This is a genomic window from Kitasatospora sp. NBC_01266 (assembly GCF_036242395.1).
Taxonomy (GTDB): Bacteria; Actinomycetota; Actinomycetes; order Streptomycetales; family Streptomycetaceae; genus Kitasatospora.
Map to the genome: position 1 here is coordinate 104,695 of NZ_CP108458.1, position 12,521 is coordinate 117,215.

Sequence of the window (12,521 nt, forward strand, 5' to 3'; positions counted from 1 at the left end):
GCGGGCGCTGCCGAGGTGGTCAGGAGGCCGCACCGCTCCGGTCCCGCAGCCCCTGCGCGAACGCGTGAGCGAGCGCCAGGTCCCCGGCGTCGGGCCGCGCCTTGTTGATGCCGCCGACGAGCCTGAAGGGAAGCCAAGTGTCGTAGCCGCGGCAGGAGAAGACGTCACCCACGGCGTAACCCTTCTGCTCGAGAAGCCGCACGAGTGGGCGGCTGAAGGGTCGCAACCGCGGTTCGGGCAGTCCGCTGGTGGCGAAGACGAACGCCCTGCCTCGCTCCTCCTGCGGCAGTGAGCGGACGAACCGGCGCAGCCGTGGGTGGAACTTCCCCGAGAAGATGCCCGAGCCGAATCCCACCAGGTCACAGGTGGCGAGCTCTGCCGGGTCAAGCTGCTCGGGCTCCACGACCGGGGCCGACAGGACCTGACCCAGGACCTCGGCGATCCTCTTCGTGTTCCCGTGCGACACGGAGGCGCACACGATGATGGCCTTCATGGTGATTCCCCTTTCCTACCTCAGGACTCGGTCAAGGCGCTGCTGGAACCGGGCCGCGATTCGGACTTCTCACCGGAACACGGCCCGCTCACGGATACGGCCGCGGCATCGCGTCTCGGTCGCACCCGAGGAGTGGACAGGACAGCGTCGACGAATGTGACATGGCCACCTGGGGGGCCGGGCGGGCGGGCGCGAACGCTCCCGGTCCGGTGGACACGGCAGCGCCCGGGGCCGTCGGGACCCGGGCGCTGCGGTTCAGCCGGTGGTGGTGGTCAGCACGCTCACGCGTTCGGGCCCGACGGGTGGCCGTGGCCGTGCTCGTGCTCGTGCTCGTGGCCGTGCTCGCAATCGATCCGCAGGGTCAGGGACTTGTCGGCCTCCTGGTTCTCCGCGAAGTCGATCGAGCGGTACAGCAGCTCGTGCCGGCCGTCCGTGGTCAGCGTGACCGGGCCGGTGTAGGCCGTCCAGCCGGCGCCGTCGAGGTTGTACTCGGTCCGGCTCACGCCCGAGATGTCGTCCGTCGCGGTGAGGGTGACGGTGACGTCCGTCGTGAAGTAGTCCTTCCGGCCGGCGGCCGGGTCGGTGGCGGCGGTGGTGACCGGCGGCGTGGTGTCCAGCGGCAGGATGCCTTCCTCCTGCTCCATGGTCGGTTCGTTGTTCGGGGTCGGCAGGTCGGGGAGGAGGGGGGCCGTGAGCAGGCCGATCCCGCCGGCGCGCAGCCGCAGGGCGCTCCAGTCGTCGTGGCCGGAGAGCCGGGTCTTCTGCCCGTCACCGTTGACGTCGGCGGTGACCACGCCGCGGTTCTGGACGCCGTCGCAGTTCCAGTCCACCCAGCCCTGGCTCCGCGGTGTGGTGATAAACGGGCCCTTCGGGTCGTTCTTGCAGTAGTGGACGACGTCGTAGTTCTTGCTGCTGAACGGGTAGTTGCTCTCGTCGATGAACACCTCGTTCAGGCTGCGGGCTTCCCGGGAGTAGTCGGCGATGCCGGTGGTCGTACCGGCGGTCAGGCCCCGGACGGAGTACGAGTAGTTCATCACGCTGAAGTACTGCGGCTTGTTGTTCGGGAGGTCCGCGTCACCACCGTGCCGCAGGTCCAGGTTGTGGCCCAGTTCGTGCATGAAGTCGACAGCCTGTGCGGCGATCTGGGGGACGTTGGAGGCGAGGGCGCCCAGGCTGAGGATGAAGTCACTGCCCGGGAGCTCGGCGATGCCGAGGGTGGTCGAGCCGGGCCACAGGTGGTCGGCCGAGATCGCGTAGTGGAAGACCGGGACCCGGCCGGAGCTGACGAAGCCGCCCTTCTCGGTCTTGATCTTGCTGAAGGCGTCCCACTGGTAGTTGCCGTTGCCGTCCACGGTGCCGAGGTTGGTCGTCTCGGTCAGCTGCCGCGCTTTGCTGAGCGCGCCCCAGGTGGCGTTGGTGTCGAAGTTGAGGATGCTGTTCGGCCCGGCGTCGATGTGCAGGTTGATGCCGGTGGTCGGCGAGTGCTTGTTGTACGGGGAGTTCTTGAACGCCTCGACCACCTGGCGGATGGCCTGCGGGTCGAGTGCGTGGCTGTGGGTCTCGTCGGCCATCCAGTCGAGCTGGACGAAGATGTCCGGCTTGTTCACGGTGGCGCCCATCTTGGGCAGGTCGATGAACTGCGGGTCGCTGCCGTCGCTGGGGAGGATGGTGACGCCGTTGCGCTTCCAGTCGTCGGGGATCCCGTCGCACGTGGTCGAGTTGCAGTCGAAGGTGAACTGGACGGTCGGGTTCGAGCCCTCGCCGCCGCTGTGACTGATGACGTAGCCGCCCGGTGCCGTCTGGGTGTAGCTGTTCGGCCCGGTGGTCGGGCTGTCCCAGCTCACCTGCACCGTGCCGACGGTCTCTCCGGCGACCCGGAAGGAGGCGTTGCCCGCACTGCCGTTCGAGCCGAAACAGGGCCCGGACGACCAGCTGGCGGAGGTGCCCGCGGCGATCTCGCTCGGCTGACTGCCGTTCAGGCAGCCCCTGGTCATGGTGAAGGTCGCGAGTGACAGGGCGCGGTCGCTGTTGTTGGCGAAGTTCACCGTCACGCTGCCGCCCTCGCGCCGCGCGGCGGCGGCCGGCGAGATGACGGCGGCGAAGGTGAGCATGGCCAGCGCCATCACCAGTACGGCGGAGAGCCCGGTCCGCGGTGCGTGGCCGGGTCTGCCTGGCCTGCCCGGCCCCCCGGCTACGGAGGGTGCATATTCTGTATCCATACCGTCACGCTAGGGTGCGCGCTGACGGTGGACCGTCACGACCTGACGGGTTGTCACCCTCTCGGACGCGGTCCGCTTGCCCCACGGCGGCGGGCTCGTTCGAGCGGTTGCTGACGTGGTGCTTAGGGTGGTGTGATGAAGCTTCTCCTCACCGACTCCGGCGTCAGGAACGCAAGCGTGCTGGCGGCGCTGGTCGATCTCCTGGGCAAACCGATAGCCGAGGCCAACGCCCTCTGCATCCCCACCGCAGGGTACGGGGGCCCGTATGCGGATCCGGGCGGGCCATGGCGTTTCGTCAGCGGACGGTCCCCAAGTCCCATGACCGAGTTGGGGTGGAAGTCGGTGGGCGTGCTGGAACTCACCGCGCTGCCCAGCATCGACAGGGAACGCTGGGTCTCCTGGGTCCGAGAGGCAGACGTCCTGCTGGTGAACGGCGGCGACGCGCTCTATCTGTGCCACTGGATGCGGGAGTCCGGACTGGCCGACCTCCTCCCCTCGCTGCGCGACACGGTCTACGTGGGGCTCAGCGCCGGGAGCATGGTGCTGACTCCCCGCATCGGGGAGGAGTTCGTCGGCTGGAAGCCGCCCACCGGTGACGACAGCACGCTGGGAATCGTCGAATTCTCCATCTTCCCGCACCTCGACAGCCCGGACTGTCCGGAGAACACCATGGCCGAGGCGGAACGCTGGGCCGCCAAGATCAAGGGCCCGGCGTACGCCATCGACGCTCAGACCGCCATCAAGGTGACCGACGGCGGCGTCGAGGTGGTCTCCGAGGGGCACTGGAAGCTGCTCAACCCGGCAGTCTGAACGTCGACTGCCTTCCGCCCCTCGACTAGAGGAGGGCCAGGTGGGGCTCGACGCCGGCCCCGGCGCAGCTGGCGTCCCACAGGCGCTCGGCAACGGCGGGATCGGTCATGTGGGCCCGCGCGGGCTCCGGTCGCGGTGCGCCACGCAGGCCGAAGGCCCTGGGGTCCCCACAGTTGTCCTCCCCGCCTCCCAACACCCTGCCGAACGCACGCGCCAGGCACTGCCGTGTACTGACCGAGTGGCTTCCCTCACGTGAAGTAGCAGCCCGGGGTGCGCGTGCGGTGCCGGCCTCGCCTGGCTGTGCCTGATCGACGACCCCGCCCCAGGTGACGGCCCAGCTCAACTGCGGGCGAGGGTCACGAGGAACCGGGTTCCGGTGTCATCCCGTCCCGCGCAGAGTCTGGGGGCCACGTCCACGACGGCCAGGGCACGGCACCAGGCCAGTACCCGGTCAGGAGACTGCCCCGGAACAAGTGCCGCCAGTTCCTCGACTCGCCGCTCCAGATCGGCGACTTCCGCCACCCCCGCCATCACCCAGTCCACGGCGTCGAAATCGGGATCGCCCAGCGTGGGCCGGGGATCGATCGCGACCACACTCGGGCCGGGTCCGGACAGTACGTTGGCCTGGTGGAGATCACCGTGGACGAGTCCCACCGTGTCGCCGCCGGCGAGCTCCAGAGCGGCCGCGCGGCTCCGCTTGAGGACCGCCGGGTCGAACGCGTTGCTCAGACCGGCGGTCGACAGCCTGCGATCGGTCATTTCGAAGAGGAAGTCCACCCGGTGCGCGAGCGGTGGCAACGCGGAACCCTGGCCGCCGGAAGGGGAAGGGATCCGCAGGTCGCGCAGCAGGGCCGCGACCTGCGGCAGGGTCCAGTCGAGTTGCCTCATCGGGATTCCCGGCTTCACGTCCTGCAGCAGCAGGGCCCCGACAGCAAGGTCCTCCGCCAGCAGATCGACAACCGACGGCGTGTCGGCCCAGGCGTGCAGTGCCTGTGATTCCGCGGCAGCGATCTCGGGATCGGGGGTGAGCTTCAACCACGCCGTTGCCCCGTCGGCCCGTTGGGCGCACCGGAACACCCGTGAGGTACCGCCTCCGCCCGCCTCGAGGACATTCAGGTTCCAGCGAGCCGTCAGCTGATCCACCAGCGCCGGGAGGCGATCGCACCAGTCCAGGGCTTCCGGTCCGAAGCGCACGGCAAGCCGCTTGCGCACTTCCGGTGCCACGAAGGCTGACTCGTCCACCGCATCCCCGTTCGTCAACGCATCCCTGTTCGTTGTCGCAGGTCGCCGAACGTATCAGGGTGCCGAGCAGTGCTGCGACAGAGATCTGGAACGCAGCGCGGCAAGGACACGCCCTTCCCGGGTTCCCGGCGATGCGGAACGCACGGGCCGCCCGGCGCGAGGCTGCGCCGGGCGGCCGCGGTGCGGGTGGCCGGTGCGGCGTCAGGTGACGCTGCCTTGGGCGTCGACCATCGACTTCACCGCGTTGTCGAAGAGCCTGCGCTTGACCGGGCCGTCCTCGGGCGCCGCTCAGCTGGTCCGATAGGGTTCGCAGCCGAACCAACCCGGTCCCATCGCCGCGATCACCGCCAGGCAGCACCGGTCTCCGGAGGGCGGATAATGGCCGGACCGCAGACCAGCTGCGCCGATCGATGGAGAGGCAGAGGACGGATGACCCTGGAAGAAGGCCGGCGCGTCAGGCTGACTGAGGATCTCGGGCTCGGCGAGGCAGTCGCCGGGGAGCCCGGGAGCGTCGTCGGATTCCTGTCGCTGGGAGCCGGGCTCGAGGGCACCGTCGAGCGGGTGGACGGGGAACTCGCGCAGAGCGAGGGGGCCCGCGAGTACCAGCGGCTGGGGGCGCTGTTCGAGGACTACGGGCACACCATGCCGGCAGCGAGCCGGGAGCGGCTGGCGGCGGAGATCGCCGCGCTGGAGCCGGAGTGGGCCGCGGATCGGGAGCGCGGGAGGCAGCTGACGGTCCGGGTCCGGTGGGACAACGGCTTCGTCCTGGACGGGGCGCACCAGCACATCCTCACCCCACTGTGAAGGAGGACGTCCGGCGCTTCGTCCCTCGTGGTCCGGTCGCCGGACGCTCCGTCCACCCCTACCCGGTTCCCGCACGACGGCTGGCCGGCCCCGCTGCGCCGTGCCCCTCGCGGTGATCCGTACGGACACCCACACCCGCCATGTTCTGCACTGCCATGCGCGTTATTGATTGCTTCTGCAGCCATCTTGTCATGAACGAGCAGCTTCCCGTAGAAAGGCTCTGCTGAGACAGCGTCAGCGACCATGCCCTGACCCCCGAGACCCCGTGAGGTCGAAGCGTGCCAACCGCCCTTCCCCGATGGCTCCGTGCTGCCGTCGCCTGCTGCTCCACGCTCGCCGCCGTGTCCGCCGGAACGCTCGCGGCCCAGCCCGCGGCCGCCGCGCCGCCCGCCTCGCCCGGTGCCGTGACCCAGTACCCCGACTATGCCCCCACCCCGCCGATGGGCTGGAACGACTGGTCGTACTACCAGTGCGGGATCGACGAGAAGACGATCCTCGGCAACGCCCAGGCCCTGGTGACCACCGGGCTGGCGAAGAAGGGGTACGACACCGTCACCATCGACGACTGCTGGATGTCCCAGCAGCGCGACGCCCAGGGCAACCTGGTCGCCAACCCGACCCTGTTCCCGCACGGAATGGCCTACATCGGGCAGCAACTCCATAAGCTCGGACTGAAGTTCGGCATCTACGAGGACGCCGGGACCGCCACCTGCGGCGGCTTCCCCGGTTCCCTCGGCCACTGGCAGCAGGACGCGGACCTGTTCGCGTCCTGGGGTGTCGACTACGTCAAGCTCGACGGCTGCAACGTCCCCTCCAAAGCCGGCGAGACCGACGATCAGAGCTACCGCGACACCTACACCGCGATGAGCCAGGCACTGCTCAACACCCACCACCGGATCACCTTCTCGATCTCCGCGCCCGCCTACTTCCAGGGCACGGCGAACTGGGACTCGGTGATCGGCTGGTCCGCGCAGCTCGGCAACCTCTGGCGGGAGGGCGCGGACATCGCGCTCGGCCAGGACACCGGCCCCGACAAGTGGGCATCGATCGACTACAACTACAGCTACAACGTCGGGCTGCCCGCGCTGCAGCGGCCGGGGCGGTGGAACGACCCCGACTTCCTGCTCGCCGGCGACTCCGGGCTCAGCCCGGACGAGATCCAGAGCCAGGTCTCGCTCTGGTCGATGATGGCCGCGCCGCTGATCTCCAGCACCGACCTCACCCAGCTCTCACCGACCGCGCTGGCCGCGCTCGGCAACCGCGACGTCATCGCCGTCGACCAGGACCGGCTCGGCGTCCAGGGCCGCGTCGTCCAGCACGGAACCGGCTACGACGTCCTGAGCAAGCCGCTGGCCGGCGGGGACCAGGCCGTCGCGCTCTTCAACTCATCCGACACCGCGCAGACGATCACCACCACCGCCGCCCAGGCCGGCCTGCACGCCACCGCCGGCTACACGCTCGAGGACCTGGTGAGCAAGCAGGTCACCGGGACGACCGGCGTGATCTCCGCGGACGTGCCGCCGCACGCCACCGTGCTCTACCGGGTCCACCCGGGCGCGGCCCGTGACCTGGCGCCCGCGACCGCGATCACCTGGCAGGACGTCAGCACCGCGCAGCAGCCCGGGACCTACCGGATCACCCTGGCCGACCACGGTACCGTCGCCCTGGGCGACACCCGGCTGCGGATCAACACCCCCGCGGGCTGGACCGCCACCCCGGCCACCGTCACCCTGCCGGACATCGCGCCGGGCGGCACCGCGTCGGCCACCGTGACGGTACGCGGTCCCCAGGGCACCCCCGGAACCACCGTCACGCCGGTCACCGCCACCGCGGGCTACCGGGCCCGGTCGGGCCGGACCGACACGGTCAGCGGTGAGCAGACGATCGTCCAGGTCGTGCCCTACCCCTCCCTGGCGGCCGCCTACAACAACGTCGGCGCCACCTCCGAGAGCGACACCACGCCCGGCAACTTCGACGGCGGCGGGGACAGCTACTCGACCCAGGCCCTGGCCGCGGCGGGCGCCACCGCGGGCGCCACGATCAGCGCCAACGGCCTCAGCTTCAGCTGGCCGTCGGCCGCCGCGGGCACGGCCGACAACGTCTCGGCCACCGGCCAGGAGATCACCCTCGGCGGCCAGGGCCACGCGCTGGGGTTCCTCGGCGCCGAGGCGGGCTTCACCGCCGGCCCGGTCACCGTCACCTACACCGACGGCACGACCAGCACCGGCCAACTCGGCTTCCCCAACTGGTGCTGCGCCCCGACCGACGCCTACGGCGCGAAGGCGGCGTTCACCACGGGCCACCGCGACACCCCCACCGGCCCGGCCGACTTCGGCACCAGCTACGGCGTCTTCACCAACACCGTCCCGCTGACGCCCGGCAAGACCGTCCGCTCCGTCACCCTGCCCGACGCCCCCGCGATCCACGTCTTCGCACTCAGCGTCCAACCGTGATCCACGCGGCCCGCGGGATCATCCCCGCGGGCCGCGCGGCTCCCTCGGGTTCAGGCCCGAGCCCGCAGGCGGCGGAGCATGCGGGCGTCCTGGAAGCCGACGGCGCGGGCCGCGCTCTCGCTGGTCGCGCCGTGGGCGATGAGGTGTTGGGCGCGCTCCAGCCGCAGTTCCTGCTGGTAGCGCAGTGGGGTGAGCCCGGTGGCCTCGGTGAAGTGGCGGGTGAGGGTGCGTTCGCTGATGCCGGCGCCGGAGGCGAGTCCGGCGAGGCTCAGCTGGGTGGTGAAGCGGGCGTCGATCAGGTCCTGCACCTGGTGGACGGCGTCGACCAGGTGGGCCCGGTGCCGGAACATCACGCTGGTCTGCTGCTCGTCACCGTTGCGCCGGGCGTAGACCACCATCTCGCGCGCGATCCGGGCGGCGGCCGCGGGCCCGTGCCGGACGGCCACGAGGTGGAGCGCGAGGTCGATGCCGCTGGCGATGCCGGCCGAGGTGACCACGCGGTCGTCCACCACGTAGAGCACGTCGCGCAACACCCGGGCCCGCGGGTAGCGGCGGGCGAGGTCATCCTGCGCGTCGTGGTGCGTGGTGCAGCGGCGGCCGTCCAGCAGCCCGGCGCGGCCGAGCGCCACCGCTCCCGTGCAGACACTGGCAACCGTGCCACCGGCCGCGTGGTGGGCGGCCAGCTTCTCCAACGCCGCCGGGGACAGCCCGTCCTCGTCCCCGGTCGACGCACGCCGGCCGGGAACGACGAGCAGGTCCTCGGCCGACAGCCGCGGCCACTGGGTGGCGGCCCGCAGCGAAAGGCCCTGGGCCGTCAGGACGTCCTCCTGCTCGGCCACGTAGCCGATCTCGTATCCGAGGCCGAAGTCGGCCGCTGTCGAGAACACCTGGGCCGGCCCGGCGAGGTCCAGCAGGTGCAGCCGCGGGACGAGCAGGAAGACGACGCGGGTCACGATCCGGTCAGCTCCTTGACGGTGGCGATCCGCGCGAAGCGGCCCGAGAGAGCGTACTCGGTGCGGGCGGTGATCTCGTTGACCTGGCCGACGGTGTCGGGGTTGGAGACGGCCGCCCAGCTCTCCAGCTGCCGGAAGGATTCCTGGACGTCGATGACGAGGAGTGCTCTGTTCATGTCTCGATCTTGACGGGTGCGGGGCGCTCGGTTGAAGGCATCATCATGCCCCGATGCGGAACGATCCGGCCACTGCCGGACCAGGTCCTCCCCCGGCGGCCTGCCCCGGAAGAACCGCCGGCCCGAGCCGCCGCGTGGCGATCGGTGGTCCTGAGGGTGCGCCATGGGGCCGGGCTCAGGACCCAATGCCCAGACATGGACCGATCTTCCTGCCCAGCGCCGCACGGCTCCAGCGGTTCCGGTTCTGCCCCGAACTGGCGCGCGGGGATCTCCCTCAGGGCCCAGCCCATCGCCACCCCCGTCCACCCATGCCACCCCCGCCACAGCCGGCTGACGGCTCGACCGGGCCAGGGCCAACCCGGCGGAAGCGGAAGACTGTTGAATCAATTGACCCCGAACGTTACGATCAGTCAATCCGCTTGTCACACGACAGGTCGACATAACGGAGGGCTCCCATGGATTTCCTGGTACGCATCGACGGCTCCCGCGTCTTCGAACTTCCGGCCGACGAACGGAACGCCGTGGTCCAGCGAGAGCACACCCACGCGCACGAACTCCAGGCGACCGGCGTGCTGCGGCACATCTGGCGACTCCCCGGCCAGCGCGGCAACATCGGCATCTGGTCGGCCGCGGACGCGGACGCGCTGGAGAACGTGCTGACCGGCCTGCCGATCCGCCCCTACGCGGAGATCGAGGTGACCGCGCTGGCGACCCACCCGCTGACCCTGGAGGCGGCGGCCGCCCGCGGCTGACGGCAGACGGAGAAACTCCTTTGGCCCCGACAGTACTTCGGGGCCAAAGGAGTTTCGGGAAGACGGCTCGGCGGGCGGCGAACACCTCCTCGGCGACGCCCTTCGCCTGGTCCGGGAACGACCCTTCACCGAGGCCGGCGATGCTTGGCGCATCGTCTCCCAATGGGCCGCCACCCAGACCTCGGGCGATGTGGTGCGGATCCGAACCGCGGACAGCCGGCGCGCCGTTCCCGCTGAGAGAGCCACGGCACGGCGGGCCTTCTGCCGACGGGGAAACTGCGGCGCGAGAGCGCGGACGACGGGCATGGCGCGGCAGCGGGACCGGTGGGGTTGGACCGAGGCGTTCGAGGAGGGGTTCTGCCTGGTGCTGGCGGGGGGTCTGTCCGCGGCCGGGTTGGTGTCGCGGTTCTCGCCGGAGCCGGTCGCGGTCGCGGTGTCGGAGCCCGACGAGGCGGTCGGCGAGGGGTGGGTCCGGGCGGGCGTCACGGGTGGGTGGGCGTTCGCTCTCGAGCTGTCCTCGGCCCAGGGCTCGCGGCCGGAGGTGCTGCGGGAGCTGTCGCGCGACTCCGAGGTACTGGGCCTGCTGAGCCTGCCCATGGCGAGCCTGCTGCGGTACTGCCGACCCGCTGCCCGAAGCCGCGGGCTCGGGGCCGGTGCCGGTGCCCGCCGCCCGCTGGGGACAGGACGGCCCGATCCCGGCCGGTGCTGTCATGGCTGTGCCGATGCCGCTGGGGAGAACAGTCTCCTGAGTACACGCTCGAACCCCCGCGCCGACCCTCCTGAGCAGCTGTACCGCCTGCGCGGACAACGGCACGAGCTGCGCGCGCTCCCAGGGGGCAGGCGTGGGCTGATGCGGTATCAGTGGATGACGCGGTAGTCGACGAGCAGGTAGCCGGTCGGTGAGGTCCCGGACGAAGTCGACCAACCCGCCCTCGATCACCGTCGTGTTGTCCCACTCCTGGTCCAGCGGTGTGGACGTGGCGACGTACTTCTCGACCCCGTTGATGAACGTGGCGAACGGCTCGGTCTCGCTGCCCGGCCAGTACCGTGCCCACTCCCCGGCCGGTCCCCACCCCCGCGGGTCTCGCTGGGGTCGCCGATCCTTCCACCGGGTCCTCGGCTCGGTTGAGCGGGACGCCCAACGCATCAGCGATCTCGCGCTCCGTCTCGTCCCCGCACCTCGAGACTAGCGTGCACAGCGCACGCATCCAGTGCTACAGTCAGAGCGAAGCGTGCGCAGGGCACGCAGTTGCTCCGAGTGTCAGCCTCGAAAGGGATTCCCATGAACAGCACCGGTATCGCCGCCGCCATCACCGATCTGGTCTTCAACTCCGCCATCACCGTGGAACAGGCCGCCGACCTCCACTTCACCCCCGACTACCGGCAGCGCACGGACGGGGAGTGGGCCGACCGCGCCGGTTTCATCGAGCACATCGCCCACCTGCGCACCGTCGTCGCCGACGGCTTCGTCGAGGTCCACGACGAACTGCGCGACGGCACGAAGTACGCCGACCGCCACACCGTGCACGCCACGAAGAAGGACGGCTCGTCCGTGCGCCTGGAGGTCTACGTCTTCGCCGACGTGGCGCCCGACGGCCGCTTCAGCCGCGTCGAGGAGACCACGCTGATGGTCCAGGGCTCCGAAGCCGACCGGGACCTCGGCAGCGCCCGCTGACCACCACCGTCCGGCGAATCGGCGTCAGCACAGCTTCCGGTGACCCGCGTCTGACGGCCGGCCCCCCGCGATTCGAGCACGGGGGGCCGGCCGGCGCAGTTCTGTCGAGCAGTCCGACTCGGACCGGCCCGACCTTCGGTCAGTCACCCCGCCGCGGCCCCGAAAGCGGTGCTCGGTGAACACCCGGGTTCAGGAGCCCGAGCACCGGCCGGCATTCGGCGACGCCGACGAGGTCGATATCCTCGCGCCGGCCCCTGGACCACTGCTCGCGCGTCAGCCGCCAGCGGTAGAGCTCTGCGGCTTCACCGCGCCGGGTGGCCCAGTCGGTCCCGTTGCGCTGGTAGCCGAGGGCCTCCGAGACCCGGTTCGAAGCATGGTTGTCGACGAACGCGTCGCTGGCGGCCGCCTGGGCTTCGAGTCCGTCGAAAGCCAGGTGCAGCACGGCCTGGCGCATCTCCTTGCCCAGGCCGCGTCCGCGCGCATCGGGGCCGAGCCAGGAGAACGTGGTGACGGTGCCGAAATCGGAGAAGTCGGTCGCCTTCACGTCCTGCATGCCCACCGGTTCGCCGTCGACGACCACCACGAAGTACAGCCGCCAGAAGTCGTCGCTGACCTTTGCGCGGCCGGCCCAAATCGCGCGGAGCCAGGCCCACTCCCGGTCCGGGCCGTCCTTGTACAGCGACATCGGGTCGTCGAACGGCCACGGCGGCGCCGTGACCACCCCCCTGCGGACCACGGGCAGCAACTGCTCCAGCAGCTCATCCGTCGCGCCCAGCAGCGACAGCCGAGGCGTATGCACCGCCACGTTCAGCGGAGGATACTCGGACGCGGTCTTGGCGATCGTCGGCACGCACGCAAACGTAGCGGCGGCCGGCAGGGTCCGCACCCGATTATGTCCCGGGCGGACCCAGCCGGGCCATTTCGACTGACCGCGGGGTCGGGAC

11 protein-coding genes are annotated in these 12,521 nt (G+C 70.6%); 5 read left to right on the forward strand and 6 right to left on the reverse strand.

Features of this window, described 5'->3' with window-relative positions:
* Window positions 1-19 precede the first annotated feature (19 nt).
* Both OG403_RS00460 and OG403_RS00465 read right to left on the reverse strand, forming a co-directional pair.
* Entirely contained in the window at window positions 20-493 is a 474-nt protein-coding gene (locus OG403_RS00460) for a flavodoxin family protein (RefSeq protein ID WP_329560409.1), read from the reverse strand.
* 281 nt (window positions 494-774) lie between these two features.
* Entirely contained in the window at window positions 775-2,616 is a 1,842-nt protein-coding gene (locus OG403_RS00465; protein ID WP_329560411.1) for an OmpL47-type beta-barrel domain-containing protein, read from the reverse strand.
* A gap of 231 nt (window positions 2,617-2,847) precedes the next feature.
* Here OG403_RS00465 and OG403_RS00470 point away from each other — a divergent pair, with 231 nt between their 5' ends.
* Window positions 2,848-3,522 (forward strand): Type 1 glutamine amidotransferase-like domain-containing protein, encoded by a 675-nt coding sequence (locus tag OG403_RS00470; RefSeq protein WP_329560413.1) that lies wholly within the window; start codon window positions 2,848-2,850, stop codon window positions 3,520-3,522.
* A 339-nt stretch (window positions 3,523-3,861) separates the two neighbouring features.
* On the opposite strand, the gene OG403_RS00480 is transcribed toward OG403_RS00470, so the two are convergent.
* Window positions 3,862-4,764, reverse strand: a complete 903-nt coding sequence (locus OG403_RS00480; RefSeq protein ID WP_329560414.1) for an aminoglycoside phosphotransferase family protein — start codon at window positions 4,762-4,764, stop codon at window positions 3,862-3,864.
* A 429-nt stretch (window positions 4,765-5,193) separates the two neighbouring features.
* Between OG403_RS00480 and OG403_RS00485 the strand changes: the two genes are divergently transcribed.
* Complete coding sequence (locus OG403_RS00485; RefSeq protein ID WP_329560415.1) at window positions 5,194-5,568, forward strand: hypothetical protein; 375 nt, start codon at window positions 5,194-5,196, stop codon at window positions 5,566-5,568.
* 341 nt (window positions 5,569-5,909) lie between these two features.
* Window positions 5,910-8,021, forward strand: a complete 2,112-nt coding sequence (locus OG403_RS00490; protein WP_329560416.1) for an NEW3 domain-containing protein — start codon at window positions 5,910-5,912, stop codon at window positions 8,019-8,021.
* A gap of 50 nt (window positions 8,022-8,071) precedes the next feature.
* Here OG403_RS00490 and OG403_RS00495 read toward each other — a convergent pair whose 3' ends face one another.
* Both OG403_RS00495 and OG403_RS00500 read right to left on the reverse strand, forming a co-directional pair.
* On the reverse strand, window positions 8,072-8,974 hold the full coding sequence (locus OG403_RS00495) for a GlxA family transcriptional regulator (RefSeq protein ID WP_329560417.1): 903 nt from the start codon (window positions 8,972-8,974) through the stop codon (window positions 8,072-8,074).
* Window positions 8,971-9,150, reverse strand: a complete 180-nt coding sequence (locus OG403_RS00500; RefSeq protein WP_329560418.1) for a hypothetical protein — start codon at window positions 9,148-9,150, stop codon at window positions 8,971-8,973. Before OG403_RS00500 ends, OG403_RS00495 begins: the two co-directional genes overlap by 4 nt.
* Window positions 9,151-9,605: 455 nt before the next feature.
* On the opposite strand from OG403_RS00500, the gene OG403_RS00505 reads away from it, so the two are divergent.
* Both OG403_RS00505 and OG403_RS00510 read left to right on the forward strand, forming a co-directional pair.
* A complete protein-coding gene (locus OG403_RS00505; protein WP_329560420.1) occupies window positions 9,606-9,902 on the forward strand; it encodes a muconolactone Delta-isomerase family protein in 297 nt (98 codons plus the stop codon).
* A gap of 1,282 nt (window positions 9,903-11,184) precedes the next feature.
* Entirely contained in the window at window positions 11,185-11,577 is a 393-nt protein-coding gene (locus OG403_RS00510) for a nuclear transport factor 2 family protein (RefSeq protein ID WP_329560422.1), read from the forward strand.
* Between the two features lie 139 nt (window positions 11,578-11,716).
* Here OG403_RS00510 and OG403_RS00515 read toward each other — a convergent pair whose 3' ends face one another.
* A complete protein-coding gene (locus OG403_RS00515) occupies window positions 11,717-12,427 on the reverse strand; it encodes a GNAT family N-acetyltransferase (protein ID WP_329560423.1) in 711 nt (236 codons plus the stop codon).
* Window positions 12,428-12,521 lie beyond the last annotated feature (94 nt).

Coding starts and splice junctions, on each gene's coding strand:
- OG403_RS00460 (WP_329560409.1), bottom strand. CDS start 493: ATGAAGGCCATCATCGTGTGCGCCTCCGTGTCGCACGGGAACACGAAG.
- OG403_RS00465 (WP_329560411.1), bottom strand. CDS start 2,616: ATGGCGCTGGCCATGCTCACCTTCGCCGCCGTCATCTCGCCGGCCGCC.
- OG403_RS00470 (WP_329560413.1), top strand. CDS start 2,848: ATGAAGCTTCTCCTCACCGACTCCGGCGTCAGGAACGCAAGCGTGCTG.
- OG403_RS00485 (WP_329560415.1), top strand. CDS start 5,194: ATGACCCTGGAAGAAGGCCGGCGCGTCAGGCTGACTGAGGATCTCGGG.
- OG403_RS00500 (WP_329560418.1), bottom strand. CDS start 9,150: ATGAACAGAGCACTCCTCGTCATCGACGTCCAGGAATCCTTCCGGCAG.
- OG403_RS00505 (WP_329560420.1), top strand. CDS start 9,606: ATGGATTTCCTGGTACGCATCGACGGCTCCCGCGTCTTCGAACTTCCG.
- OG403_RS00510 (WP_329560422.1), top strand. CDS start 11,185: ATGAACAGCACCGGTATCGCCGCCGCCATCACCGATCTGGTCTTCAAC.